This is a genomic window from Caballeronia sp. INDeC2 (assembly GCF_023631325.1).
Classification (GTDB): Bacteria; Pseudomonadota; Gammaproteobacteria; order Burkholderiales; family Burkholderiaceae; genus Caballeronia.
Genome location: NZ_JALQDG010000001.1, coordinates 31,916 through 57,203, shown reverse-complemented (window position 1 = coordinate 57,203; position 25,288 = coordinate 31,916). Strand labels below are relative to the sequence as shown.

Below are 25,288 nucleotides of genomic sequence, written 5' to 3'. Positions count from 1 at the left end.
AACAGCCCTCGATGATCTCGTCGGGAGTCTCAGTGTCCCGTGGCCTTCGTTAAAGCAAGCTCCATGCGCACGGCGCGACGCGATTCGTCGGCCGTTTGCCTGCTTCGTGCACCGCCACCATGCGATTCGACGTGCACGCGCACCGTCGCGGTGCGAAAACCAAAAAGCCGCGATCTCCGCCCACATCGCGAGCAGAGGCTAAACTTTCGGCTCATCGAATCAATGCTAGACGCCGCGCGCGCCAGCCGCCCGCCTGCGTCGTGCAGTAGCGCACACATGGAAATCGTTTTTACCGTCCTCATCCTTCTGATGGTCGTGGCGCTGTCGGGATTCGGCCTGAGCCTGCTCCCGATCAAGCTGCCGCTGCCGCTCATCCAGATCGCGATCGGCGCGTGCCTCGCGTGGCCGGGCTTCGGGCTGCATGTCACGTTCGATCCCGATCTCTTCATGCTGCTCTTCATTCCGCCGCTCCTGTTCGCCGACGGCTGGCGCATTCCGAAGCGCGAGCTCTACATGCAGCGGCGCGCTATCCTGATGCTCGCGCTGGGGCTCGTGTTCATTACCGTCGCCGCGCTCGGCTACTTCCTGCACGCGATGATTCCGACGATGCCGCTGCCCGTCGCGTTCGCGCTCGCCGCCGTGCTCTCGCCGACCGACGCCGTCGCGCTGACGGGCATCGCCGGACGCAACCGGATTCCGGCGAACCTCATGCATATCCTCGAAGGCGAGGCGCTGATGAACGACGCGTCGGGCCTCGTCGCGCTGAAGTTCGCGATCGCGGCCGCGCTGACGGGCGTGTTCTCGCTGCGTGACGCGACGATCAGCTTCTTCATCATCGCGGCGGGCGGCATCGCGATCGGCGCGGCGATCAGTTGGGCGCTCACCGAGATTCCGCAGCGTTTGCTGAAATTTTCCGAAGACGATGACCCTGCCGCGGGCGTGATCCTCACGGTCCTGATTCCGTTCGCCGCCTACGTGATGGCCGAGCATCTGGGCTGCTCGGGCATTCTGGCGGCGGTGTCGGCGGGCATGATGATGAACATTCAGAGCCTGCGCGACAGCATTCCGAGCGCGGTGCGCGTGCGTATGACGAGCACGTGGACGATGATCGAATTCGTCTTCAACGGCATGGTGTTCATCCTGCTCGGGCTGCAGTTTCCGCACATCCTCGGACAGGCGCTGATCGAGGCGCATCACGACAGCACCGCGCAAGTGGGACTGCTGATCGGTTATGTGCTCGCGACGCTGGTCGCGCTTTATTCGCTGCGCTTCGTGTGGGTGTATTCGCTGCGCTGGGTTGCGGCGCGCAGGACGGCGAAGCGGGGCATCGACAGCGCCGCGCCTGGTTTTCGCACTCTCGCGCTGACGACGATCGGCGGCGTGCGCGGCGCCGTGACGCTCGCGGGCGTGCTGTCGCTGCCTGTGACGCTCGCGGGGCGCGATCTGGCGATATTCATTGCGTCGGCGGTAATTCTCGTGTCGCTGCTGATCGCGGTCGTGGGCTTGCCGCTCATGCTGCGCGGCATCGAGCGCGAGAAGAATCCGCACGCGGCGGAGGAACGCATGGCGCGTCGCCGCGCGGCGCAGGCGGCGATTCGTGCGATCGACGATACGCACGACGAGCTCATCGAGCAGATGGATGAAGCCGGGTCCGCGCGCTGCGCCGATTCGACCGCTCGTGTGATGGGCATGTATCGCCGGCGGCTGGAATCGCTCGGCGACGAGGAGGCGCCGCGCGTGGCGGCGAAGAAGAGCGAACTGGTGGAAACGCGGCTGAAGATGGCGGCGCTGAGGGCCGAGCGGGCGGAGTTACTGCGACTGCGGTCGTTGCAGCATATCAACGATGAGACGCTCAACAAGCTGATGCGGGAGATTGATTTGTCGGAGACGGCGATCGTTAATCGCAAGCGGGGGACGGGAGGGTGAGGTGAGTTTGGGTGGATGGCGGTTTGCTTGTGGTCTCGCGGGACCCGGTTTTCATGTTGGTTTATCAGCACTGCCCCTGTGCGGGGTGAAGCTAATAAACCAACACCAAATGGGGCCCGGCTACAACAAAGAAGAGCACAGCCCCAACCCAAAAACAAACCTCAAACTACCCCCGCCCCCCTCCTCCGCAACAGCGCATAAAAAATAATTGCCCCGAAGGTAGCCGTACCGATGCCGCCAAGCGCGAACCCACCGAGCTTCAGCGTGAAGTCGCCGGTGCCGAGCACGAGCGTGACAGCCGCGACGATCAAATTGCGGTTATCCGAGAAATTCACCTTGTTGACGACCCAGATACGCGCGCCGGTCACCGCGATCAACCCGAACACGACGATGGAAACGCCGCCCAAGACCGGCCCCGGAATCGTCGCAATCAGCGCGCCGAACTTCGGCGAAAAGCCAAGCACGATAGCGAACAACGCAGCAATCACGAACACGAGCGTCGAATAAATCTTCGTGACGGCCATCACGCCGATATTCTCCGCGTACGTCGTCACGCCGGTGCCACCGGCGAAACCCGAGGCGATCGTCGCGAGCCCATCGCCGATGAACGCGCGGCCGATGTACTTGTCGAGGCTCTTGCCCGTCATCGCGCCGACGGCCTTGATGTGCCCGAGATTCTCCGCGACGAGGATGATCGCGACCGGCGCGATCAGCGTCATCGCCGGGGCTTCGAACACGGGCGCGGTGAAGTGCGGCATGCCGAACCACGCGGCATTCGCGACGATCGAAAAATCTATCGGCTTGCCCATGCCCATGCCGTTGGTCAGCACGGCATAGATGAGGTACGCAATCGCAAGGCCGATCAGGATCAGAAGGCGCTGCGCCATGCCGCGCGCAAACACCGCGACGCCGCCGACGCACAGCACCGTGACGAGCGCCATCCACGATTCGAAGTTGCTGCCCATCACGGCTTTCACGGCGATCGGCGCGAGATTCAGCCCGATCACGCAGACGATCGCGCCCGTGACGACCGGCGGCATCAACGTTTCGATCCACTTCGTGCCGACCGCCGCGACGATCAGTCCGATGACCGTGTAAGCCACGCCGCACGCGATGATCCCGCCGAGCGCGACGGGAATATTCATGTTCGGGCCATGTCCGCCGTAGCCCGTCACCGCGATCACGAGGCCGATGAACGCGAAGCTCGAACCGAGGTAACTCGGCACGCGCCCGCCGACCAGCACGAAGAACAGCAGCGTGCCGATGCCCGACATGAAGATGCACAGATTGGGATCGAAGCCCATCAAAAGCGGGGCGAGCACGGTCGAGCCGAACATCGCGACGACGTGCTGAATGCCCATCGCGATCATCTGCGGCCAGGCCAGGCGCTCGTCGGGCGCGACGATGCGCCCCTCCTGAGCATCCGGCTGGACCGGCCAGCGCGGGAAATAGGAATCGGACATCGGCGGGGCTCCTTGTCGGCGGTGAGGCGCCGTCCGTGCGGCGCGCTTGATCTGAAAAACAGGCGCGAGTGTACGGAGCGGGCTCTCGGGTGGCAAGCGAGCCGATATTACGACCGTTTGGCCGTCGCATGCCCGCGACGTGTCACGCTTGGCTCGTCGCGTCAGACGCCGCGCTCCAGTTCGAACACCGCGACCGCGCTCTTCAGTTGCTCCGCCTGATCGGCCATCGCGCCCGCGGCGGCGGCCGCCTGCTCGACGAGCGCCGCGTTCTGCTGCGTCACCTCGTCCATCTGCGCGACGGCGCGATTTACCTGCTCAATGCCCGCGCTCTGCTCGTGCGACGCCGACGAAATCTGCGTCATGATGTCCGTCACGCGCTGCACGGCCTGCGTGACTTCGGCCATCGTCGCGCCCGCGCGCTCGGCGAGCGCCGCGCCGCTGTCCACACGCGCCGTCGACGCCTCGATCAGCTCCTTGATTTCTTTCGCCGACATCGCGCTGCGCTGCGCGAGCGAGCGCACTTCGCCCGCCACCACCGCGAAGCCGCGCCCTTCCTCGCCGGCCCGCGCCGCTTCCACGGCGGCGTTCAGCGCGAGGATATTGGTCTGGAAGGCGATGCCCTCGATCACGGCGATGATGTCCGTCATGCGCTTGGAGCCCGACGCCAGTTCGCGCATGTTGTCCACGACTTCGCCGACGAGTTCGCTGCCCCGCGCCGACACGTCCGACGCGCCGCGCGCGATGCCGCTCGCTTCGTCCGCATTGCTCGCGTTCTGCCGCACGGTCTGCGTGAGCTGCTCCATGCTCGACGCGGTTTCTTCCAGCGACGCCGCCTGTTCTTCGGTGCGCTGCGACAGATCGGTGTTGCCCTGCGCGATTTCGCGCGACGCGTACAGGATCGAATCGCTCGAATGGCGAATCCCGCCGACGATGTCCGCGAGCTTCGTGCTCATGTTGCCGAGGCTCGCGAGCATGCTGCTGCCGTCGCCGGGACGGGTGGCGACACGCGTCGACAGGTCGCCGCGCGCGATGCGGTCGGCGATATCCGCCGCGTACGCCGGCTCGCCGCCGAGCTGCGCGGAAAGTCGCCGTCCGATCAGAGTCGCGAGCAGCGCGCCCGCGACCATCGCGCCGAACACGAGCGCGAGCATGACGACGCGCATCGTTTCGTATTCCGATGCCGCGTCGCGCCGCGCGTCCGTCGCGCTCTTGCGCTGGAAGTCGGCGAGACGCTCCAGCGAATCGCGCGCCTTTTCGCTCGCCGCGATCGCACGCGCGATGAGGCCCATCTGATCGACGTCGATCGGCATCGGCTTTTTGCCCATCTGCATCAGCACGATGTCTTCCCACGCGGCGACGGACTTGCTCGCCGCGTCGTAGAGCGCGATGCCGTCGGCGGAGCGCAGCGCTGGGCGCATCAACTCGAACGCGCGATGCATGCTGTCGAGCGAAGCCGACATGCCGTCCTTCAGCTTCTGCTTGCCGGTATCGTCGGCGAAGGTGAGGTTGGCGGCGGCGAGATCCGTGTTGAGCTTGTGCTTGTTGACTTCCTCGACCCAATAGAGGCCGTCCATGTGACGTTCGCCGATTTCCTCGATCAGGCCGTTCATCTTCGCGAGCGAAACCACGCCGGTGGCGCCCACGCACGCGCAAAACAGGATCACGACCGCGAAAGACAGCAACAGCTTGCTGAGCACGGACAGGCGGTCAAACCATTTCATCGATGTCTCCTCTGTCGCGCCCCGCAGACGACGCCCGCGGACGGCGCGGCGCAAACTCCGGTTCGCGCACAGAGTGGCTTTACGGCGCTCGTTTCGATTTTCTTGAGCGCGCATGAAGGGGATAACGGCTCGAAGATGAGCGTCGAAATATCGGCGAAAGACCCGCGAAAGGGTGGCCGAAAGCAAAAATCCGCCGATTGCTGCCTTTTAGCAGACAAACTAAGCGGATTCTTAATTGGGAGTTTTCTTATTCAAGCGCACAACTCTGCAACGTATGCTTCCTTCATGCGTGTTCCATGTACGCGCATGTCGTTGCAACTCTCCGATTACCGCCCTTGGCACCCGGCTTGGGCGGTTTTTTTTGCGCGCTCGCTTTTATCGCCGATGCAAAGCTGAACGCATCGCCATTTCCCGCACGTATTGTGTTGACGCCCGAGCATCGCCCGGGCGTCGTCTTGCTTATTGCCGCACCGGCTTCTTCGCCAGCTTGCGTTGCAGCGTGCGCCGATGCATGTTGAGCGCGCGCGCCGTCGCGGAGATATTGCCGTTGTTCTCGGCGAGCGCACGCTGGATGTGCTCCCATTCGAGCCGCGCGACGGAAAGCAGCGTCGGGTTCTCGATCGCTTCTTCGGCCGTCTGCTCGCTCGCCTGCTCGTGGAGCGCGGAGAGAATCGACTCGACGTTCGCCGGCTTCGCGAGATAGTTGTCCGCGCCGTCCTTCACCGCCTGCACGGCCGTCGCGATGCTCGCGTAACCGGTCAGCACCAGAATGCGCGCATCCGGTTGCAGATCGCGCAGCGGCGCGACGAGCCGCAGCCCGGAATCGTTGCCCAGGTGGAGATCCACCGTGATCTGCCCGAACTTGTGCTGGTTGGCGAGCTTCAGCGCTTCGTCGGCGTCGTGCGCCTGATGGGGCGTGAAACCGCGCCGCGTGAGGCCGCGGGCGAGAATGCCGGAAAAGACTTCGTCGTCGTCGATGATCAGAAAGTTGGTATCGCTCATGTATTTTTCTCCGTAATGCCGAACAAGCGCGCCTGGGTTCGAGTTCAGGTCGCGCCGCTTCGTTCAGTTCTTGCCGCCGGCGCCGCGACCGCGCCGCGGTTCGGCAGGCGCAACACCGCACACGTGCCGCGCGGCTTGCCGTCGATCAGTTCGATGGATCCAGACAGCCGCGCCGCCGCCGCGAACGCCAGATACAGCCCGACGCCGTGCCCGCCCTGCGTGCTGTCGACCGGGCCCGCGCCCAACGAGGCGCGCAGCGCGGTCGGAATGCCCGGGCCGCGATCGCACACGTCGAAGCGCACGTAGTCCGTTTCGTCGATGGTTTCGACCGACGCCTGCAGCGACACCGATTCGCTGCTCGCGCGCGCGGCGTTATCGAGCAGAATCGTGAGGATCTGGCCGACGGCCACCGCGTCGTCGATCGACGCATCCGCGGGCGTGCCGTCGATTTGCGCAAATTTCACCTGCGGATGCCGCAAACGCCATTGCTCGATGAAGCTCGCTAGCCATTCGTTCAGCGCCTGACGGCTCGACGGCCCCGTCGCGCGGCTGCGCAGACGCGCGAGCGCGGACGTGCAGAGCGCCATCTGCTGCTCGAGCAGCTCGAAATCCGCCGCATAGGGCGCAAGGTTCTTGTCGTGCGCGGCGGAATCGCGCAGTTCCTCGGAAAGCATCGCGATGGTCGAAAGCGGCGTGCCCATTTCGTGCGCGACGGTCGCCGCCTGCACGCCGAGCGCGACCGCGCGTTCATCGCGAAGATGACGCTGCTGGGCTTCGGCAAGCGCGGCGTCGCGCACGCGCAGCGCCCGCGACATGCGCGCGACGAACCAGCCGATCAGCCCGACGCTCACCATGAAGTTGACCCACAGCCCGGTACGGAAATAATCGAAGAGATTGGCCGGATTCTCGATGTTGAGCGGCACGTAGTTGTAGCTGAGCAGCGCGTAACAGGCGACCGCGAAGAGCGCGAGGCAGGCCATCATCGTCCACGGCAGCACGGCGGCGGCGATTGCGAGCGACGGCAGATAAAGCGTGACGAACGGATTAGTCGCGCCACCGGAGAGGAACAGCAGCGCCGAGAGCGCGCCGAGATCCACCAACATCTGACCGAACAGTTCGAGATTCGTCTCCGGCCGCGCCCGTGCGACGCGCAGCCACGTGAGGCCGTTGAACACCATTTCCAGGGCGATGACGAGCAGCATCGCGGGCAGCGGGAGTTTCGCGCCGAAGAAGATCTGCACGACGGCGATAGTCGTCAGTTGGCCGATTATCGCGAGCGAGCGAAGCCAGAAGAGGTGTCCGAGGTTGACCCGACCGGTGTTGGTTATGCGATGCATCTGGTTGAATGCTTGACGGCGTGGTTACGCTTCCCGCGACATTATCCCGCTTGCGTCATGCCTCGCGCCGCATCTGGCGCGATTTGTCGCACCCGGTTTCCGCCGCGAGACACGCCGGACAAAGGCAGCTCATGCCCGGCCGCAGACGGTCGAGCGGCAATACGGGGAGCGCCGCGCACCAGCAGGCGGCATCGCCCGCGAGCATGCCGCAGCGAAACGGCGCGCCGCAACGTGCGCAAACCAGCGAGCCCGGCGCTTGCCGCCCGTTCGTTTCAGGGGATTCGTTCATCATCTTGTCATCAACCTGTCCGAACGATGATCGCATGCCGGCCCGGCCGCCGGAAAAGGTGGCGCGGGCGCGGCAATTCGTCCTGCCGCAATGCGTCGGTCCTGTACAATTCGGCGTGTTTAAACGCTCCTCGCCTCATTTGCCGCCATGTCCGAGCAACCCGACCTCACGCAAATCGCGCCGACCCTGAAGGCTGAAATCCTGGCCGAGGCGCTGCCTTATATCCGTCAATATCACGGCAAGACGGTCGTGATCAAATACGGCGGCAATGCCATGACCGAGGAGCGCCTGAAGCAAGGCTTCGCGCGCGACGTGATCTTGCTGAAGCTCGTCGGCATCAATCCGGTGATCGTGCACGGCGGCGGCCCGCAAATCGATCAGGCGCTGAAGAAGATCGGCAAGCAAGGCACGTTCATCCAGGGCATGCGCGTCACCGACGAAGAAACCATGGAAGTCGTCGAATGGGTGCTCGGCGGCGAAGTGCAGCAGGACATCGTCACGCTGATCAATCACTTCGGCGGTCACGCGGTCGGTCTGACAGGCAAGGACGGCGGCCTGATTCATGCGCGCAAGCTGCTGATGCCGGACCGCGATAATCCGGGCCAGTTCATCGACATCGGCCAGGTCGGCGAAGTCGAGGCGATCAACCCGGCGGTCGTGAAGGCGCTGCAGGACGACGCGTTCATTCCGGTCATTTCGCCCATCGGCTTCGGCGAGGACGGCCTCTCGTACAACATCAACGCGGATCTCGTCGCGGGCAAGCTCGCCGTCGTGCTGAACGCGGAAAAGCTCGTCATGATGACGAACATACCCGGCGTGATGGATAAGGAAGGCAACTTGCTGACCGACCTTTCCGCGCGCGAGATCGACGCCCTCTTCGCGGATGGCACCATCTCCGGCGGCATGTTGCCGAAGATTTCCTCCGCGCTGGATGCGGCGAAGAGCGGCGTGCGCTCGGTGCACATCATCGACGGCCGCATCGAGCATTCGGTGCTGCTCGAAATTCTGACCGAGCAGCCATTCGGCACGATGATCCGCTCACATTGAGCTTTTTCCCGTTCTTCAACGCCCGCCAATACGCGGGCGTTTTCTCACATGACCGTGCATCGCCCGTCCCGCCGACGCCGCGTTAAAACGCGCGGCCCCGTCTGGCTCTTTGATCTCGACAACACGTTGCATCACGCGTCGCATGCCATTTTCCCGGCGATCAATCGCGGGATGACGCAATACATCATGGATCGCCTGAACGTCGACATCGACGAGGCGAACCGCCTGCGCGTCGGCTACACGGTGCGTTACGGCGCGACGCTGCTCGGGCTCGTCCGGCATCACGGCGTCGATCCGGCCGACTTCCTGCGCGAGGTTCACACTTTCGCCGATCTACCGTCGATGCTGCGCGCCGAACGCGGCCTCACGCGAATCCTGCGCGCGCTGCCCGGACGCAAGATCGTGCTCACCAACGCGCCGACGCTCTACGCGCGCACCGTGCTCGCGGAACTCGGCATCGCGAAGCTGTTCGAGCGCGTGATCGCGATCGAGGACATGCGCGAGGGTCCGCACTGGCGTGCGAAGCCCGACGCGCCGATGCTGCGCCGTGCGATGCGCCGCGCGCACGTGCGTCTCGAAGACGCGATTCTCGTCGAGGATACGCGCGGGCATCTGAAGCGTTATCGGCGGTTGGGGATTCGCACGGTCTGGATCGTCGGGCATCTGCCGGTTGCGAAGACATCGAGCGGCGGAATGTCGGTGCGCATGCCGGGCGCGGGCAGGCCGCATTATGTCGATCGCACGGTGCGGTCGTTGCGGGCGCTTACGCTCGGCATGCGCGGCGGCGCGTTTTGACACGATCGCGCCGGTTGCCGCTACATCCTAAACAGACGCCGCGCGAGAATGTCTTGGAGGTCCGAGCGCGCATCGATGACGAGATGCACGTAGATCGTGTCGCCATCGACCTTGTAGATGATGCGGTTCGTGCCGCTCGCGACTTCGTAGTAGCCCGACATGCGGAAGTCGATGAGCTCCGGCGGCGTCGAGCCGTTGCGCGGCGCGGCCTCGATTTCGGCGATGGTATCGGCGATCTTGTTGCGCGTTGCCGCCCATGCAGTGCCGCCGAACTTGTTGATGACGTAGCGCCGGAAGTCCTGCAATTCCTGACGCACCGGATCGAGAAAGACGGTCTTCACTCGACGCCTTCCTGACGATCGAGGCGGTCCATCTCAGTGAACACGTCGCCCGCGTCCATGCACTGGCCGGCCTCGATGGTCTTCTGTCCCATCGCCAGAATCTTGAGCAAAGCGAGCGTCTGATGCAGATCTTCGTACGACTGCACGTCCTGCACGACCACTCTGCCCTCGCCGTTCTGCGTGATGAGCATCGGCTCGCGGCTCTCGACGATGTTGCGGATCATCTCGGCCGCGCGGCTCTTCAGGTGACTGAGCGGTCTGACCCGGCTCGGTTTCATTTCCGTTCCCTGGCAAGACGAGACGATTAGACAATATAGACGCAAAAGCGAGCCGTATCCAAGGCTGTGCAATTGGCGGCTTAATTGCGTTTTCCGCTATACTTCAGCGCTAACGGGATTTTCTCGAACATCAACGACGCGCCGATTTGCTGACTCGATTGCGGGCGCGCGAACCTCAGTGATCATTCACGGGCGTTCACTATAAATGCGGCTAAAGAGGTCGTCAGCCGCGCCATCGCTGTTTCTCCGCGCATCGCCGACACCGTTTAGCCGCTTGGTCAAAGGCGGAATGAATGGAATCGATCGGCATCGTCACTCCCCAAACACTGCGCTTCACCGAGCCGCTCAAGATGCAGAACGGCTCGCTGCTCGGCGACTACGAACTCGTCGTCGAAACCTATGGCGAGCTCAACGCCGCGCGCTCGAATGCCGTGCTCGTATGTCACGCGCTGAACGCGTCGCATCATGTCGCGGGCATTTACGCGGATAACCCGAAGGATGTCGGCTGGTGGGACAACATGGTCGGTCCCGGCAAGCCGCTCGACACGAACCGCTTCTTCGTGATCGGCGTGAACAATCTCGGCTCGTGTTTCGGCTCGACCGGACCGATGAGCATCGACCGCGCTATGTCGAGACCGTATGGCGCGAGCTTTCCCGTCGTCACGGTCGAGGACTGGGTGAACGCGCAGGCGCGTCTCGCGGACCGCTTCGGCATCGAGCGCTTCGCGGCCGTGATGGGCGGCAGTCTCGGCGGCATGCAGGCGCTCGCGTGGAGCATGATGTATCCGGAACGGCTCGCGCACTGCATCGTCGTGGCGTCGACGCCGAAGCTTTCCGCGCAGAACATCGCGTTCAATGAAACCGCGCGCTCCGCGATTCTCTCCGATCCCGATTTCCACGGCGGCGATTACTACGCGCACGGCGTGAAGCCGCGTCGCGGCTTGCGCGTGGCGCGCATGATCGGCCACATCACGTATCTGTCGGACGACGACATGGCCGTGAAATTCGGCCGCGCGCTGCGCCGTGCCGAGGGCGCGCTCGACGCGTACAACTTCAACTTCGATGTCGAGTTCGAAGTGGAGTCGTATCTGCGCTATCAGGCCGACAAGTTCGCCGAATACTTCGACGCGAACACGTATCTGCTCATCACGCGCGCGCTCGATTATTTCGATCCCGCCAAAGCCTTCGACGGCGATCTCACGAAAGCGCTCGCCAACACCCAAGCGAAATATCTCATCACCAGCTTCACGACGGACTGGCGTTTCGCGCCCGCGCGCTCGCGCGAGATCGTGAAGGCGCTGCTCGACAACAAGCGCACGGTGAGCTACGCGGAGATCGATGCACCGCACGGCCACGACGCCTTCCTGCTCGACGACGCGCGCTATCACAACCTGATGCGCGCCTATTACGAACGCATTGCCACGGAGATCGGCGCATGAACCAGCACACTCTCGATTCGCTCGCGCTGCGCTCGGATTTTCGGGCGATCGCCCGCTGGGTCGAACCGCGCGCGACAGTCCTCGATCTCGGCTGCGGCGACGGGTCGCTGCTTTCGCTGCTCGGCGAAGAGCTCGAAGTGAAGGGCTACGGCATCGAGATCAACGATGCCGGCGTGCTTGCGTGCGCGCAAAAAGGCGTGAACGTGATCCAGCAGAATCTCGAAGACGGCTTGCGTCTGTTCGAAGACGACAGCTTCGATTTCGCGGTCCTGTCGCAGACGCTGCAGACGATTCATCAAACCGCCGCGATCCTGCGCGAGACGGTGCGCGTCGGGCGGCAATGCATCGTGTCGTTTCCGAATTTCGGCTACTGGCGACATCGGCTGTCGGTGATTCAGGGGCGCATGCCTGTGTCGAAATCGCTGCCCTATCAATGGCACAACACGCCGAACGTGCGCGTGCTCACGATCAAGGATTTCGAGGCGCTCGCGCCGGAGGTGGGCATTGAGATTCTGGACCGCGTGGTGCTGCACGACGGCCAGACGGTCCGTTGGGGCGCGAACTGGCGTGGTAGTCTTGCGGTCTATCGCGTGAAGCGCCGGTAACGATGACCGGCGCCATCGCGCATCGACAACTGCCCGTTATACGACATGCCTGATACGCCACACGAGGCGCCCGCTCTAACTGCTCACGAAGATCATCCCGGATGGCGCGCGTTTCTCAACAAGCGCATCCTCATTTGCGTCTTTCTCGGCTTCACGTCCGGATTGCCGCTCTTCACGCTCTACAGCCTGCTGCAGGCGTGGCTGTCGACCGCGCACATCAACGTGAAGGAGATCGGCCTTTTCGCGCTGATCGGATTGCCTTACACGTGGAAGTTCGTCTGGTCGCCGCTGATGGACCGCTACATTCCGCGCTTCCCTGGCTGGAGTCCGGGCCGGCGGCGCGGCTGGATGTTCGTCACACAAGTGCTCGTGATGGTGGCGATCGGCTCGTTCGGCTTCTTCTCGCCTGAACGAAATCTGTGGGCCGTCGCGGCGGTGGCCGCGCTCGTCGCGTTCTTCAGCGCGAGTCAGGATATCGTCATCGATGCCTACCGCCGCGAATTGCTCGCCGATACCGAGCAAGGGCTCGGCAATGCGGTTCACGTCAATGCGTACAAGGTGGCGGGGCTCGTGCCCGGATCGCTGTCGCTGATTCTCGCGACCGTCCTGCCGTGGAAGACCGTGTTTCTGATCACCGCCGTGTTCATGCTGCCGGGTCTCATTCTGACGCTCGTCGTCAGGGAGCCGGAGATTCACGGCGCGCCGCCGAAGAATCTGCGCGAGGCGATCGTCGAGCCGTTTCACGAGTTCGTCACGCGCGATGGCTGGCGCGCGGCGCTGCTCGTGCTCAGCTTTATCTTCCTCTACAAGCTCGGCGACACGATGGCGACCGCGCTCGCCACTAAGTTCTTCATCGACGTCGGTTTCTCGCTCGCGCAGATCGGTGTGATCGCGAAGGCGGTCGCGTTCTGGGCGAGCATCGCGGGCGGATTGCTCGGCGGGATCGCGCTGGTGAAAATCGGCATCGCGCGCGGGCTGTGGATATTCGGCGTGCTGCAGATCGTCGCGACGCTCGGCTTTGCGTGGCTCGCGAAAATCGGGCCGTCGCCGGCGGCGCTCGCCGTGCTGTACGGCTTCGAAACCTTCGCGACGGGTCTCACGCTCGCGACCTTCACCGCGTACATCGCGAGCACGACGGATCCGCGCTACACCGCGACGCAGTTCGCACTTTTCACGAGCCTCGCGGCGGTGCCGCGCACGTTCGCTGCGGCGGGCAGCGGCTACATCGTGAATGAAACAGGATGGTTTCCGTACTTCATGATCTGCGTCGCGCTGTCCATTCCGGGCATGTTACTGTTGCCCAGGATTGCGCCCTGGAGAACTCAACGATGACGGTTTCTTTCAAGCTTCGCGCCTTGGTTTGCGCATTGACATGGGCGTCGCTCGCGCCTTTGTCCGCGCATGCCCAGGACGAACAAAAGACGCCGCCGCCGTACTCCGCGCCGAACAACCAGATCCGCTTCGGCAACACGGCGCTCTTTCGCAACCTGATTCCGCCCGCGACGCTCGAAGCGCAGTCCGCCGAGGAATATGCGCAAGTAATCCTCGATGCGGAGCACGCGAAGACCTTGCTTCCCGATAACAACCCGCTCGTGAAGCGCGTGCGCGAGATCGCAAATCACGAGATTCCGTTCGCGCTCAAGTGGAACGATCGCGCGAAGAACTGGAAGTGGGAGATCAATGTCATCAAGTCGCCCGAAGAGCGCATGGTGTGTCTGCCGGGCGGGAAGATCGTCGTGTATAGCGGTCTCATCGAGAAGCTGCATCTCAACGATAACGAGATCGGCATGATGATCGGCCACGAGATCGCGCACGCGTTGCGCGAGCATGCGCGCGAGCGGCTGGGAAGGCAGCAGGCGGCGCAACTCTCGGCCGGCGCGCCGCCGCAGTTGTTCGGCTTTTCGAACTATCCGTCGCAGCAGCCCGATATCGGCGATGAATTGCTGGGCATGCGCTACTCCCCCGCCGATGAAACCGAAGCCGATGTGATCGGCAGCGAGATCGCCTCGCGCGCGGGCTACGATCCGCGCGCGGCGGTCACGCTGTGGAACAAGATCGACTCGGGAACGCGGCGCGCGGATGTCGGGTTCATCTGGCTGCATCCGTACGGGCCGGATCGCAGGCAGGACTTGCTCAAGCGCATGCCGGACATGATGCCGCTGTATGCGAAGGCGGTGGGCAAGACCATCGATCAGTTGCCGAATTACGCGGGCATGGGGCGGTTCAAGAAGACGGGGCGCTAGTTTTTTGTTTGCTCTGCCTTCCAGCGAACAGGAAAGCCTGAACATGTCACGCACTACGAAGTGCAGGCTCGCCAGCTTCGGCAACACAGAGTGCCTTACTTTTTCGCTTTCGCGATCTTCCACTCATAATCGATAGTCAGCGGCGCATGATCGCTGAACTTGATGTCCCTGAAAATCGACGTCTTCTTCGCGGTCGCGGCGACTTCCTTCGTCGCGATCTGATAGTCGATACGCCACCCCACGTTCTTCGCATACGCCTGGCCGCGATTGCTCCACCACGTGTACTGCTCGGGGCGCTGATCCAGCGTGCGGAATACATCGACATAACCGACGTCGTCGAAGAGCTTCGTGAGCCACGCGCGCTCTTCCGGCAGGCAGCCGGAATTCTTCTGATTGCTCTTCCAGTTCTTGATGTCGATTTCCTTGTGCACGATGTTCACGTCGCCGCACAGAATCACTTCGCGCTCGTTCGACAGAGCATCGAGATGCGGCATGAACTCGTCCATGAAGCGATACTTGGCCTGCTGGCGCTCCTCGCCGCTGGACCCCGACGGCACGTACACCGACACTACCGACAGCTTGCCGAAACGCGCTTCCACGTAGCGCCCTTCCGGATCGAACTCTGCCGAGCCGAAACCGATGATCACGTCGTCCGGCTCGTGACGCGTGTAAAGGCCCGCACCGCTGTAGCCTTTCTTCACCGCATGCTGGAAATAACCCTGAAAACCGTGCGGCGCGAGAAATTCAGGCGTCAGGTCGTCTTGCGAGCACTTGATTTCCTGCACGCAAACGACATCGGATTTCTGCTCACCGAACCAGTCGAAGAATCCTTTCTTGGCGGCCGAACGAATACCGTTGAGATTGGCGGTAATCACGCGAAACATACGCTTCCTTTTTTGAGTTCGTTTTATTCGACCTTCACGCCCTTGAGCGATTCCTTCGCGGGCGGAAATTCGAGCTTCATGTCCTGCATCGTGCGCAAGAGCAGTTCGGCGACCATCACGTTGCGATGCGTCTTCGAATTGCCCGGAATGATGTACCACGGCGCGTATTCGGTCGATGTCGCGCCGAGCAGGTCCGCATACGCCGCCTGATAGTCGTCCCACTCCTTGCGCGCGTCGAGATCGGAGACGTCGAACTTCCAGTGTTTCGTCGGATCGTCGATGCGCGCCTGCAGCCGCTCGCGCTGCTCGTCCTTCGAAATATGCAGGAAGCATTTGACGATAGTCGTGCCGCTATCCGCGAGCAGCGACTCGAAGTCGCGAATATGGCGATAGCGCCGCTCGCATTCGTCGGCATCGATCTGCTTCAGCACGCGTGGCACGAGTACGTCTTCGTAGTGACTGCGATTGAAGATCGCGAACTCGCCGGCCTGCGGCGCCTGCGCATGCACGCGCCACAGGAAGTCGTGCGCGGCCTCGCGTTCCGACGGCGCGCGAAACGGCACGATGCGCAGCCCGAGCGGATCGACATCGTGAAACACCGCGCGCACGGTGCCGTCCTTGCCGCTCGTGTCCATGCCTTGCAGCACCAGCAGCACGCGCTCGCGGCGCTGCGCGTGGAGCTTCTCCTGAAGGTCGTCGAGCTGCACGCCGATCGCCGTGAGGCGTTCGCGATCGTCATCTTTCGCGCCGCTGGAAAACGGCTTTGCGGACGGATCGATCGCGCTCAGGTCGAACGGCTTCAGCTTCTTGCCGGCGTCGAAGAACGGCACGCGAAAGTCGTCGAGTCCGGGTTTCTTTGCCATGTCTCTTGTTCTTGGTTCGCCAATGAAAAACGGGCTGCTGCCGGGCTCAACCGGCAGCAGCCCATTCATCCCGCATTGGGACGAGCGATCAGGATAACTTTTTCTTCAGCAGTTCGTTGACCTGCTGCGGATTCGCCTTCCCCTTGGTCGCCTTCATCGCCTGACCGATCAGCGCGTTGAACGCCTTCTCCTTGCCCGCGCGGAATTCCTCGACCGATTTCTGGTTCGCCGCGAGTACTTCGTCGATGATCGCTTCGAGGGCGCCGGTGTCGGAAATCTGCTTCAGGCCCTTCGCGTCGATGATGCGATCCGCGGCCGCGTCGTCCGTCGCCTTCTCGTCCCAGATCGTCTGGAAGATGTCCTTCGCGATCTTGTTGGAGATAGTGCCGTCGGCGATACGTTGCAGGATCAGCGCGAGTTGCGCGCTCGAAACAGGCGACTCGCCGATGTCGAGCGATTCGCGGTTCAGTTGCGCGGAGACGTCGCCCATCATCCAGTTCGCGGCGATCTTCGCTTGCGCCGAACCCGCTTTCTGCACGAGCGCCTCGAAGTACGACGCCATCGCCTTCGACGACGTCAGCACGCCCGCGTCATACGGCGTGAGGCCGTACGTATCGACGAAACGCTTTTGCATGTCCGCCGGAAGCTCGGGCATTTCACTCTTCACGCGCTCGATCCACGACGATTCGATCACGAGCGGCATCAAGTCCGGATCCGGGAAGTAGCGGTAATCGTGCGCGTCTTCCTTGCTGCGCATCGAGCGCGTTTCGCGTTTGTCCGGATCGTAGAGACGCGTTTCCTGGACCACCGTGCCGCCGTCTTCGATCAGCTCGATCTGACGGCGCACTTCGTACTGAATCGCTTCTTCGAGAAAACGGAACGAGTTCAGGTTCTTGATCTCGGCGCGCGTGCCGAATTCCTTCTGGCCGACCGGCCGCACCGACACGTTTGCGTCGCAACGGAACGAGCCTTCCTGCATGTTGCCGTCACAAATGCCGAGCCACACGACGAGACCATGCAGCGCCTTCGCATACGCGACCGCTTCCGCCGCGCTGCGCATTTCCGGCTCCGTGACGATCTCGAGCAGCGGCGTGCCGGCGCGATTCAGGTCAATGCCCGTCATGCCCGCGAAGTCTTCGTGCAACGACTTGCCAGCGTCCTCTTCGAGGTGTGCGCGCGTCAGGTTGACGGTCTTCGAATACGCTTCCTTGCCCGCCTTTTCGTTGGCCGGAACCTGGATGGTGATCTGACCGCCCTGCACGACCGGAATCTCGTACTGGCTGATCTGATAGCCCTTCGGAAGATCCGGATAGAAGTAGTTCTTGCGCGCGAAGATACTGCGCGGCGCGATGTGCGCGCCGATCGACAGGCCGAAGCGGATCGCACGCTCCACGGCGCCGCGGTTCATAACCGGCAGCACGCCGGGCAGCGCGAGATCGACGGGACTCGCCTGTGAGTTCGGGCTCGCGCCGAATTGCGTCGGCGCGCCCGAGAAAATCTTGGAGACGGTGGAAAGCTGCGCGTGCGTTTCCAGACCGATGACGACTTCCCACTGCATGTTCACACTCCCGATGCCGATGGTGCCTTGCGGTGCCAGTCGGTCGCGCGCTGGAACGCGTCGGCGACCTGGAGCATCCGGGCTTCGTTGAAATAGTTGCCGATGATCTGCAAACCGACCGGGCGATCCGCATTCGCGCCCGCGCCAAAGCCGCACGGCACGCTCATGCCGGGCAGACCCGCGAGGCTCACGGACAGCGTGTAGATATCGGCCAGATACATCTGCACGGGATCGTCGGCCTTCTCGCCGAGATTCCACGCGACGGACGGCGCGACCGGCCCCATGATGACGTCGCACTGCCGGAACGCTTCCTGAAAGTCCCGCGCGATGATGCGGCGGATCTTCTGCGCCTGAAGGTAGTACGCGTCGTAATAGCCGTGCGACAACACGTACGTGCCGACGAGAATCCGGCGCTTCACTTCCGGCCCGAAGCCTTCCGCGCGCGACTTCTTGTACATGTCGAGCAGATCCTTGTACTGCGCCGCGCGATGCCCGTAGCGCACGCCGTCGAAACGCGACAGATTCGACGAAGCCTCCGCCGGCGCGATGACGTAGTACACGGGAATCGAAAGCTCCGTCTGCGGCAGCGACACTTCGACGAGCGTCGCGCCGAGCGCTTCGTATTGCTTCAACGCAGCGTCGATGGAAGCGCGGACGTCGTCGGCGAGACCGGCGCCGAAGTACTCTTTCGGCATGCCGATGCGCAGGCCCGCGAGCGGCTTCGCAGCATCGCCGCCGTTCCACGTCTTGCCGAGATAGCGCGTGTAGTCTTCGTTCTCGCGTTGCAGGCTGGTCGAGTCGCGCTCGTCGAAGCCGCCCATCGCGTTGAGGAGCAGCGCGCAGTCGTGCGCGGTTTGCGCCATCGGGCCGCCCTGATCCAGCGACGATGCGAACGCGATCATCCCGTAACGCGACACGCGGCCGTACGTCGGCTTGATGCCCGTGATGCCGGTGAACGACGCGGGCTGGCGGATCGAGCCGCCGGTGTCGGTGCCGGTCGCGGCGGGCGCGAGTCGCGCGGCCACGGCGGCGGCGGAGCCGCCCGACGAGCCGCCCGGCACCGCCTTCGGATCCCACGGATTCTTCACCGCGCCGAAGTACGAATTCTCGTTGGACGAGCCCATCGCGAACTCGTCCATGTTGGTCTTGCCGAGGCACACCATGCCGGCATGCTTCAGACGATCGACGACGGTCGCATCGAACGGGCTCGCGTAGTTTTCGAGCATGTGCGAGCCTGCCGTCGATGCCCAGCCGCGCGTGACGAACACGTCCTTGTGCGCGATCGGCACGCCCGTGAGCGCGCCGGCATTGCCCTGGGCGATGAGCGCGTCTGCGGCTTTCGCCTGTTCGAGCGTGAGTTCGGCATCGACGCCGATGAACGCATTCAACGCCTTCGCGGCCTCGATGCGTTGCAGATACGACTGCGCCAGTTCGACCGCGGAGACTTCCTTCGAGTCGAGCGCGGCGCGCAGTTCGGTCAAGCTTTTCTGATGCATTGCAGTTCCCTGATGAGCGCGGGCATTCGATCCGCGCGCAATGTCACTTGGTGGGCGCACGAAGCGCCTTATTCGATCACCTTCGGCACGAGATAGAGCCCGTCCTGCACGGCGGGCGCGCAACGCTGGAACTCTTCGCGCTCGACACGCTCTGAGACAGCGTCGTCACGCAGACGCAGCGCGACTTCCTCGATCTGCTCGATCGGATGCGCGAGCGGTTCGATGCCGGTCGTATCGACGGCCTGCATCTGCTCGACGAGGCCGAAGAAATCGTTGAGACGCGCGAGCGTGGGCTCGGCTTCGTGGTCGGGCAATTCGAGCCGCGCGAGGTGCGCGATGCGTTTTACGTCGGTCAGGGTCAAAGACATGGAATCACCGGAGAAAGCGTGGACAACCTCAATCTCGAAAACCTTCGCTGCGACAACCAGTTACGATCTTGAAAGGAGCCCTCGAAAACAGGTCTGGCGATGGCAAAAAGTGCCATCCTTTTCCTATAGATACCCACAAATTATAAGGTATCATTACACGTTCGACTCACCCCTGGATCGGCTTGTCAGCGGCTTTCTCCCTGAATCATTGAATTGCGAGAAACGTTTGCGTACGGCGTTCCATTCTGCGGTAGATTTCTTCCCGGATTTGCACTTCACGGCGAGCGTTCGCCGTCCGGGCAAACCGTTATTTTTTCCGCTGCCGTCCCCGGCGCTCCTCGCGACGAACGGCCACCCAGCGAGACAGGATTTTTGAATGTTCGGTTTTTTGCGCAGCTATTTCTCCAACGACCTGGCGATTGACCTCGGCACCGCCAACACGCTGATCTACATGCGCGGCAAGGGCATCGTCCTCGACGAGCCTTCGGTCGTTTCGATTCGCCAGGAAGGCGGCCCCAACGGCAAGAAGACGATTCAGGCGGTAGGCAAGGAAGCCAAGCAGATGCTCGGTAAAGTGCCGGGCAACATCGAGGCCATCCGCCCGATGAAGGACGGCGTGATCGCCGACTTCACCGTGACCGAGCAGATGATCAAGCAGTTCATCAAGACCGCTCACGAATCCCGCATGTTCTCGCCGTCGCCGCGCATCATCATCTGCGTGCCGTGCGGCTCGACGCAAGTCGAGCGCCGCGCGATCAAGGAAGCGGCTCACGGCGCGGGCGCGTCGCAGGTCTATCTGATCGAAGAGCCGATGGCCGCCGCAATCGGCGCGGGCTTGCCGGTCTCCGAAGCCACGGGCTCGATGGTCGTCGACATCGGCGGCGGCACCACGGAAGTCGGCGTCATCTCGCTCGGCGGCATCGTGTACAAGGGCTCGGTGCGCGTCGGTGGCGACAAGTTCGACGAGGCCATCGTCAACTACATCCGCCGCAACTACGGCATGCTGATCGGCGAGCAAACCGCCGAAGCCATCAAGAAGGAAATCGGTTCGGCGTTCCCCGGCTCCGAAGTGAAGGAAATGGAAGTCAAGGGCCGCAACCTGTCCGAAGGCATTCCGCGCAGCTTCACCATTTCGAGCAACGAAATCCTTGAAGCGCTGACCGACCCGCTGAACCAGATCGTGTCGTCGGTGAAGATTGCGCTGGAACAAACGCCGCCGGAACTCGGCGCGGACATCGCCGAGCGCGGCATGATGCTGACGGGCGGCGGTGCGCTCCTGCGCGACCTCGACCGCCTGCTCGCGGAAGAAACCGGCCTGCCGGTGCTCGTGGCCGAAGATCCGCTGACTTGCGTGGTACGTGGCTCGGGCATGGCGCTCGAACGCATGGACAAGCTCGGCAGCATCTTCTCGTACGAGTGAACTCCCCGCTGAAGGCTTTCGCTCTTCTTCCCCTGAGCAGAATGGTCTTCGACGCGACAGCTAAACACACCCGCGTAACGCGGCGGGTGCACGGCCCGGCATCTGTCCGGGCCGTTGTCGAAACTGCGTAGGGCAGGCTTCGCCGTCGGCGAGAAACCTGCAGCATCGATCCATCCGTTCACGCCCTCGGCGCCGACCATGGAATACAGTCCGCCGCCCCTTTTCAAGCAAGGCCCCTCCGCGCTCGCGCGTCTGATCTTCTTCGTGGTGCTCGCCATCGCGCTGCTGATTTCGGATGCTCGCTACAGCACGCTGGAAATCGTTCGCGGGATGCTCGGCGCGGGGCTTTACCCGTTGCAGCGCGCGGCGCTGGTGCCGCGCGACATCTTCATGGGCGCGGCCGATCTCGCCGTGACGAGCGCGACGCTGCGCAGCGAAAACGCGAAGCTCGCCAACAAGAATCTGGAACTGTCCGTGAAGGCCGGCGATGCGGCGCAACTCGCCATCGAGAACGCGCATCTGCGCGCGCTGCTGAATCTCCAATCGCGCGCCACCACCGAAGAAACGCCCGCCGAAATTCAGTACGACACGCGTGATCCGTTCACGCAGAAAGTCGTGATCGGCAAGGGTACGCAACAGAATATTCAGGATGGCGCGCCGGTCGTCACCGAAGACGGTGTGATCGGCCAGGTGACGCGCGTGTTTCCGCTGCAATCGGAAGTCACGCTGCTCACCGACAAGGATCAGGCCGTGCCCGTGCAAATCGCGCGCACCGGATTGCGCAGCGTGATTTACGGAACGCCGAAGGGCGACACGCTCGATCTTCGCTTCGTGCCGATCAGCGCCGATGTGCAAGCTGGCGACGAACTCGTCACGAGCGGCCTCGACGGCATCTATCCGCCGGGACTGCCGGTCGCGAAGGTGCTGCGCGTCGACAAGCAGGCGGACACGGCGTTCGCGCGCGTCGTCTGCGTGCCGATTGCGGCGGTGCGCGGTGCGCGTCAGTTGCTCGTGCTGCACTACAACGTCAATGTGCCGCCGAATCCGATCGAAGTCGAAGCGGCCGCGGCCGCCAAGGAAGCGAAGGAAAACAAGGGCAAGAAAAAGGCCGCGCCGAAGGCTGCGGCGGCAGCGGGCGCGAGCGGTGCATCGGCGGCGTCGGGTGCGTCCGCTCCGGTGGCGGTGGCCGCGCCGGCAAAGCCTGCTGAGACTCCGCCGGCGAAGGCGGCGTCGCCCAAGGTGGCATCGGGCGCGGCGGCGAAACCGTCGAAGAAGGCGCATGCGCCGAAACCCGCATCCTCGGGAGCCGCGCGATGAATCGCCCGCAATACATTCTTCAGCCGGTCAATCCGTACTTCATCACGTTCAGTCTTGCCGCTGCGTTTCTGCTGAACCTGATGCCGTGGGGACGGCTCATCGGCGTGCCGGATTTCGTCGCGCTCGTACTGCTCTTCTGGAACGTGCAACAGCCGCGCAAGGTCGGCATGGGCATCGCGTTCATGCTCGGCATTCTGATGGACGTGCACAACGCGAATCTGCTCGGCGAACACGCGCTGGCTTACACGCTTCTTTCGTACGGCGCGATCACCATTCACCGCCGCGTGCTGTGGATGACCTTGCCCGTGCAGATGTTCGTCGTCGCGCCGCTGCTCGTGGGCGCGCATCTCGTGCCCTTCGTCATCCGCCTGATGACGGGCGCGGCGTTCCCCGGCTGGAGCTATCTCGTCAACGGATTCGTGGAGGCGCTACTCTGGCCGATCGCGAGCTTCCTCTTGCTGATGCCGCAGCGCCGCGCCGCCGACCCGGACGACACGCGTCCAATCTGAGTCTTGCCGCGCGGCGCCGGGTGATCGAATAACCGCCGCGCGCGAACTACACTTGAATCGCGAGCACACCGCGAAAGTTGCATGACCGAAATAAAGAACACCGAGCAACAGTTGTCGAAGTTCCGCCTGCGCGTCGCGGCGGCGGGACTGTTCGTGTTCGTCTGCTTCGGGCTGATCGGACTGCGCTTTCTCTACCTGCAGGTCTGGCATTTCAGCAAATACTCGTTGCAGGCGAACGAGAACCGCATTTCCGTCGCGCCGATCGTGCCGAACCGCGGCATCATCACCGACCGCAACGGCGTCGTGCTGGCGAAGAACTACTCCGCGTACACGCTGGAAATCACGCGATCGAAGATCAACGGCACGCTCGACGAAACCATCGACGAACTCTCGCAAGTCATTCCGATTGACGCACGCGACCGCCGCCGTTTCAAGAAGCTGCTCGAAGACTCGAAGAATTTTGAAAGCCTGCCGATCCGCACGCGCCTCACCGACGAGGAAGTCGCGAAGTTCACCGCGCAGCGCTTTCGCTTTCCGGGCGTCGAAGTGCGCGCGCGCCTGTTCCGCCAATATCCGCTCGGCACGACGGCCGCGCACGTGATCGGCTACATCGGGCGTATTTCGCAGCGCGATCAGGAGCGCATCGACGACGCGAGCGACGCCAACGACGAAAGCTCGGATCACTACGATCCGCGCCTCGACGCGAACAACTACAAGGGCACGGATTACGTCGGCAAGATCGGCGTCGAGCAGAGTTATGAAACGGAGCTGCACGGACTGACCGGTTTCGAGGAAGTGGAAGTGACCGCGGGCGGACGTCCGGTGCGCACGATGTCGCGCACGCAGGCGACGCCGGGCAACAATCTTCAGTTGTCGCTCGATATCGGCTTGCAGCAGGTCGCCGAACAGGCGTTCGCGGGCAAGCGCGGCGCGCTCGTCGCGATCGAACCTTCCACCGGCGACGTGCTCGCGTTTGTGTCCGCGCCGAGCTTCGATCCGAATTCGTTCGTCGACGGCATCGATCAGCAAACCTGGGACGCGCTCAACAATTCGCCGGATCACCCGCTCCTGAATCGTCCGCTGCACGGCACGTATCCGCCGGGCTCGACCTACAAGCCGTTCATGGCGCTCGCCGCGCTGACGCTGCACAAGCGCACGCCGGGCTGGGGCTTCCAGGATCCGGGCTACTTCACGTTCGGCGGCCACACGTTCCGCAACGACGTGCGCTCGGGCCAGGGCTGGGTGGACATGAACCGCGCGATCGTCGTCTCGAACGACACGTACTTCTACATGCTCGCGCGCGATCTCGGCGTGAACGCGATGGCCGGCTTCATGAAGCCGTGGGGCTTCGGGCAGATCACCGGCATCGATATCGCGGGGGAGGCGCGCGGCATCCTTCCGTCCACGGAATGGAAGCGCAAGGCGTATCGCAAGCCCGAGCAGCAGCGCTGGTACGAAGGCGAAACGATCAGCCTGGGCATCGGTCAGGGCTACAACTCGTTCACGATCCTGCAACTCGCGCACGCCACCGCGACGCTCGCAAACAACGGCATCGTGATGAAGCCGCACCTCGTGCGCGATATCGAGAATCCGATCTCGAAGGCGACGCGCCCCGTCGTGCGCGATCCGAGCAACAAGATCGGCGTGCAGCAGAAGGACGTGGATTTCATCAAGCGCGCAATGGAAGGCGTCGTCACCAGCGGCACGGCGGCGAAGGTGTTCGCGGGCGCGCCGTACCAGGCGGCGGGCAAGACCGGCACGGCGCAGGTCTATTCGCTGCAGGGCGCGAACTACAAGGGGCACGCGCTCGCGGAACATCTGCGCGACCACGCGCTGTTCATTGCGTTCGCGCCGGCGGAGCAGCCGAAGATCGCGCTTGCGCTGATCGTCGAGAACGGCGGCTGGGGCGCGGAATCGGCGGGTCCGATCGCGCGCCGCGTGCTCGACTATTATCTGATCGACCGTATGAAGCCGGGCGCGGAAGCGGCGGCCGTCGCGGCGGCGGCCTCGGCGACGACCGATGCCGGCCTGCCGATGATCGGCGGCACGCAACCGCCCGCCGCCGTCGCGTTGCCGGCATCGGTTGCGAATTCGTCGCCGGCATTTTCGCCTCAGGCCGCGTCGAATCCCGAGGTCGCGAAGGCGGCGTCCGCGCCAGCGCTTCCTGCTTCCGCACCGAAGACCTCCAAGCCGCGCGGCGCATCGGCGACGAGCGCAGCGCCCTCCGCGACGCTGCCCGCGTCCACGCCCGGCCGCACGCCCGCGCCGAAGAAACGCCCGACCGGGCCGACGCCTTCGATGGTGCGCGGCAATGAGAACGACGGCGTGCGCGTTCTCGCGCCGTCCGGCGGCATCGACGAGTAAAGGAAACCGCCATGCAACTGCAC

23 protein-coding genes are annotated in these 25,288 nt (G+C 63.4%); 11 read left to right on the top strand and 12 right to left on the bottom strand.

Annotated elements, in window-relative coordinates:
* Positions 1 to 276: 276 nt before the first annotated feature.
* Positions 277 to 1,926: a Na+/H+ antiporter gene (locus tag NCS28_RS00270; RefSeq protein ID WP_250511897.1), complete on the top strand. Its 1,650-nt coding sequence runs from the start codon at positions 277 to 279 to the stop codon at positions 1,924 to 1,926.
* A 161-nt stretch (positions 1,927 to 2,087) separates the two neighbouring features.
* On the opposite strand, the gene NCS28_RS00265 is transcribed toward NCS28_RS00270, so the two are convergent.
* From NCS28_RS00265 to NCS28_RS00245, 5 genes are all read right to left on the bottom strand, one after another.
* On the bottom strand, positions 2,088 to 3,389 hold the full coding sequence (locus tag NCS28_RS00265) for a solute carrier family 23 protein (protein WP_250511896.1): 1,302 nt from the start codon (positions 3,387 to 3,389) through the stop codon (positions 2,088 to 2,090).
* Positions 3,390 to 3,550: 161 nt separating this feature from the next.
* Positions 3,551 to 5,110 (bottom strand): methyl-accepting chemotaxis protein, encoded by a 1,560-nt coding sequence (locus NCS28_RS00260; RefSeq protein WP_250511895.1) that lies wholly within the window; start codon positions 5,108 to 5,110, stop codon positions 3,551 to 3,553.
* Positions 5,111 to 5,569: 459 nt separating this feature from the next.
* Complete coding sequence (locus tag NCS28_RS00255; RefSeq protein ID WP_035497380.1) at positions 5,570 to 6,112, bottom strand: response regulator transcription factor; 543 nt, start codon at positions 6,110 to 6,112, stop codon at positions 5,570 to 5,572.
* A gap of 44 nt (positions 6,113 to 6,156) precedes the next feature.
* The gene (locus tag NCS28_RS00250) at positions 6,157 to 7,449 is read right to left on the bottom strand and encodes an ATP-binding protein (RefSeq protein WP_250511894.1); all 1,293 of its coding nucleotides are present in this window, start codon (positions 7,447 to 7,449) and stop codon (positions 6,157 to 6,159) included.
* Between the two features lie 55 nt (positions 7,450 to 7,504).
* Positions 7,505 to 7,741: a cysteine-rich CWC family protein gene (locus tag NCS28_RS00245; RefSeq protein WP_250511893.1), complete on the bottom strand. Its 237-nt coding sequence runs from the start codon at positions 7,739 to 7,741 to the stop codon at positions 7,505 to 7,507.
* 144 nt (positions 7,742 to 7,885) lie between these two features.
* On the opposite strand from NCS28_RS00245, the gene argB reads away from it, so the two are divergent.
* On the top strand, positions 7,886 to 8,785 hold the full coding sequence (gene argB, locus NCS28_RS00240) for an acetylglutamate kinase (protein WP_061132650.1): 900 nt from the start codon (positions 7,886 to 7,888) through the stop codon (positions 8,783 to 8,785).
* 48 nt (positions 8,786 to 8,833) lie between these two features.
* Complete coding sequence (locus NCS28_RS00235) at positions 8,834 to 9,580, top strand: pyrimidine 5'-nucleotidase (RefSeq protein ID WP_250511892.1); 747 nt, start codon at positions 8,834 to 8,836, stop codon at positions 9,578 to 9,580.
* A 20-nt stretch (positions 9,581 to 9,600) separates the two neighbouring features.
* Here the strand turns inward: NCS28_RS00235 and NCS28_RS00230 are convergent, their stop codons facing one another.
* On the bottom strand, positions 9,601 to 9,921 hold the full coding sequence (locus NCS28_RS00230) for a type II toxin-antitoxin system RelE/ParE family toxin (RefSeq protein ID WP_250511891.1): 321 nt from the start codon (positions 9,919 to 9,921) through the stop codon (positions 9,601 to 9,603).
* Complete coding sequence (locus NCS28_RS00225) at positions 9,918 to 10,199, bottom strand: type II toxin-antitoxin system Phd/YefM family antitoxin (protein ID WP_250511890.1); 282 nt, start codon at positions 10,197 to 10,199, stop codon at positions 9,918 to 9,920. Before NCS28_RS00225 ends, NCS28_RS00230 begins: the two co-directional genes overlap by 4 nt.
* A gap of 293 nt (positions 10,200 to 10,492) precedes the next feature.
* On the opposite strand from NCS28_RS00225, the gene metX reads away from it, so the two are divergent.
* From metX to NCS28_RS00205, 4 genes are read left to right on the top strand one after another with little or no spacing between them, the layout of a single operon-like run.
* Positions 10,493 to 11,638 (top strand): homoserine O-succinyltransferase MetX, encoded by a 1,146-nt coding sequence (gene metX, locus NCS28_RS00220; RefSeq protein WP_250511889.1) that lies wholly within the window; start codon positions 10,493 to 10,495, stop codon positions 11,636 to 11,638.
* Positions 11,635 to 12,243: a methionine biosynthesis protein MetW gene (gene metW, locus NCS28_RS00215; RefSeq protein WP_250511888.1), complete on the top strand. Its 609-nt coding sequence runs from the start codon at positions 11,635 to 11,637 to the stop codon at positions 12,241 to 12,243. Before metX ends, metW begins: the two co-directional genes overlap by 4 nt.
* Positions 12,244 to 12,288: 45 nt before the next feature.
* Positions 12,289 to 13,575: an AmpG family muropeptide MFS transporter gene (locus tag NCS28_RS00210; protein WP_250511887.1), complete on the top strand. Its 1,287-nt coding sequence runs from the start codon at positions 12,289 to 12,291 to the stop codon at positions 13,573 to 13,575.
* A complete protein-coding gene (locus tag NCS28_RS00205) occupies positions 13,572 to 14,486 on the top strand; it encodes a M48 family metallopeptidase (RefSeq protein ID WP_250511886.1) in 915 nt (304 codons plus the stop codon). The genes NCS28_RS00210 and NCS28_RS00205 overlap by 4 nt, the downstream gene beginning before the upstream one ends.
* Before the next feature lie 95 nt (positions 14,487 to 14,581).
* Here NCS28_RS00205 and NCS28_RS00200 read toward each other — a convergent pair whose 3' ends face one another.
* The 5 genes from NCS28_RS00200 to gatC all read right to left on the bottom strand — a co-directional run bounded on the left by NCS28_RS00200 (position 14,582) and on the right by gatC (position 19,655).
* Entirely contained in the window at positions 14,582 to 15,370 is a 789-nt protein-coding gene (locus NCS28_RS00200) for an exodeoxyribonuclease III (protein WP_250511885.1), read from the bottom strand.
* Positions 15,371 to 15,393: 23 nt separating this feature from the next.
* A complete protein-coding gene (locus NCS28_RS00195; protein ID WP_250511884.1) occupies positions 15,394 to 16,233 on the bottom strand; it encodes a PPK2 family polyphosphate kinase in 840 nt (279 codons plus the stop codon).
* An 88-nt stretch (positions 16,234 to 16,321) separates the two neighbouring features.
* Entirely contained in the window at positions 16,322 to 17,791 is a 1,470-nt protein-coding gene (gene gatB / locus NCS28_RS00190; protein ID WP_250511883.1) for an Asp-tRNA(Asn)/Glu-tRNA(Gln) amidotransferase subunit GatB, read from the bottom strand.
* Between the two features lie 2 nt (positions 17,792 to 17,793).
* Positions 17,794 to 19,287, bottom strand: coding sequence for an Asp-tRNA(Asn)/Glu-tRNA(Gln) amidotransferase subunit GatA (gene gatA / locus NCS28_RS00185; RefSeq protein WP_250511882.1), 1,494 nt, complete (start codon positions 19,285 to 19,287; stop codon positions 17,794 to 17,796).
* A gap of 68 nt (positions 19,288 to 19,355) precedes the next feature.
* Positions 19,356 to 19,655 (bottom strand): Asp-tRNA(Asn)/Glu-tRNA(Gln) amidotransferase subunit GatC, encoded by a 300-nt coding sequence (gatC, locus tag NCS28_RS00180; RefSeq protein ID WP_061116735.1) that lies wholly within the window; start codon positions 19,653 to 19,655, stop codon positions 19,356 to 19,358.
* 376 nt (positions 19,656 to 20,031) lie between these two features.
* Here gatC and NCS28_RS00175 point away from each other — a divergent pair, with 376 nt between their 5' ends.
* The 4 genes from NCS28_RS00175 to mrdA all read left to right on the top strand — a co-directional run bounded on the left by NCS28_RS00175 (position 20,032) and on the right by mrdA (position 25,265).
* Positions 20,032 to 21,075 carry a rod shape-determining protein gene (locus tag NCS28_RS00175; protein WP_004189550.1) on the top strand — a complete coding sequence of 348 codons (1,044 nt, stop codon included), beginning with the start codon at positions 20,032 to 20,034 and terminating at the stop codon, positions 21,073 to 21,075.
* 198 nt (positions 21,076 to 21,273) lie between these two features.
* On the top strand, positions 21,274 to 22,392 hold the full coding sequence (gene mreC / locus NCS28_RS00170) for a rod shape-determining protein MreC (RefSeq protein ID WP_250511881.1): 1,119 nt from the start codon (positions 21,274 to 21,276) through the stop codon (positions 22,390 to 22,392).
* Positions 22,389 to 22,901 (top strand): rod shape-determining protein MreD, encoded by a 513-nt coding sequence (gene mreD / locus NCS28_RS00165; protein WP_250511880.1) that lies wholly within the window; start codon positions 22,389 to 22,391, stop codon positions 22,899 to 22,901. The genes mreC and mreD overlap by 4 nt, the downstream gene beginning before the upstream one ends.
* Before the next feature lie 81 nt (positions 22,902 to 22,982).
* Positions 22,983 to 25,265: a penicillin-binding protein 2 gene (mrdA, locus tag NCS28_RS00160; protein WP_250511879.1), complete on the top strand. Its 2,283-nt coding sequence runs from the start codon at positions 22,983 to 22,985 to the stop codon at positions 25,263 to 25,265.
* The last annotated feature ends 23 nt before the right edge of the window (positions 25,266 to 25,288 follow it).

Bases quoted from the DNA above. Each gene is read 5' to 3' on its own strand.
- NCS28_RS00245 (WP_250511893.1), bottom strand. From the start codon at position 7,741: ATGATGAACGAATCCCCTGAAACGAACGGGCGGCAAGCGCCGGGCTCG.
- NCS28_RS00175 (WP_004189550.1), top strand. From the start codon at position 20,032: ATGTTCGGTTTTTTGCGCAGCTATTTCTCCAACGACCTGGCGATTGAC.
- NCS28_RS00250 (WP_250511894.1), bottom strand. From the start codon at position 7,449: ATGCATCGCATAACCAACACCGGTCGGGTCAACCTCGGACACCTCTTC.
- metW (WP_250511888.1), top strand. From the start codon at position 11,635: ATGAACCAGCACACTCTCGATTCGCTCGCGCTGCGCTCGGATTTTCGG.
- NCS28_RS00270 (WP_250511897.1), top strand. From the start codon at position 277: ATGGAAATCGTTTTTACCGTCCTCATCCTTCTGATGGTCGTGGCGCTG.
- gatC (WP_061116735.1), bottom strand. From the start codon at position 19,655: ATGTCTTTGACCCTGACCGACGTAAAACGCATCGCGCACCTCGCGCGG.
- gatB (WP_250511883.1), bottom strand. From the start codon at position 17,791: ATGCAGTGGGAAGTCGTCATCGGTCTGGAAACGCACGCGCAGCTTTCC.
- mreD (WP_250511880.1), top strand. From the start codon at position 22,389: ATGAATCGCCCGCAATACATTCTTCAGCCGGTCAATCCGTACTTCATC.
- NCS28_RS00260 (WP_250511895.1), bottom strand. From the start codon at position 5,110: ATGAAATGGTTTGACCGCCTGTCCGTGCTCAGCAAGCTGTTGCTGTCT.
- gatA (WP_250511882.1), bottom strand. From the start codon at position 19,287: ATGCATCAGAAAAGCTTGACCGAACTGCGCGCCGCGCTCGACTCGAAG.
- NCS28_RS00195 (WP_250511884.1), bottom strand. From the start codon at position 16,233: ATGGCAAAGAAACCCGGACTCGACGACTTTCGCGTGCCGTTCTTCGAC.
- argB (WP_061132650.1), top strand. From the start codon at position 7,886: ATGTCCGAGCAACCCGACCTCACGCAAATCGCGCCGACCCTGAAGGCT.
- NCS28_RS00205 (WP_250511886.1), top strand. From the start codon at position 13,572: ATGACGGTTTCTTTCAAGCTTCGCGCCTTGGTTTGCGCATTGACATGG.
- NCS28_RS00235 (WP_250511892.1), top strand. From the start codon at position 8,834: ATGACCGTGCATCGCCCGTCCCGCCGACGCCGCGTTAAAACGCGCGGC.
- NCS28_RS00200 (WP_250511885.1), bottom strand. From the start codon at position 15,370: ATGTTTCGCGTGATTACCGCCAATCTCAACGGTATTCGTTCGGCCGCC.
- metX (WP_250511889.1), top strand. From the start codon at position 10,493: ATGGAATCGATCGGCATCGTCACTCCCCAAACACTGCGCTTCACCGAG.
- NCS28_RS00225 (WP_250511890.1), bottom strand. From the start codon at position 10,199: ATGAAACCGAGCCGGGTCAGACCGCTCAGTCACCTGAAGAGCCGCGCG.
- NCS28_RS00210 (WP_250511887.1), top strand. From the start codon at position 12,289: ATGCCTGATACGCCACACGAGGCGCCCGCTCTAACTGCTCACGAAGAT.
- NCS28_RS00265 (WP_250511896.1), bottom strand. From the start codon at position 3,389: ATGTCCGATTCCTATTTCCCGCGCTGGCCGGTCCAGCCGGATGCTCAG.
- mreC (WP_250511881.1), top strand. From the start codon at position 21,274: ATGGAATACAGTCCGCCGCCCCTTTTCAAGCAAGGCCCCTCCGCGCTC.
- mrdA (WP_250511879.1), top strand. From the start codon at position 22,983: ATGACCGAAATAAAGAACACCGAGCAACAGTTGTCGAAGTTCCGCCTG.
- NCS28_RS00255 (WP_035497380.1), bottom strand. From the start codon at position 6,112: ATGAGCGATACCAACTTTCTGATCATCGACGACGACGAAGTCTTTTCC.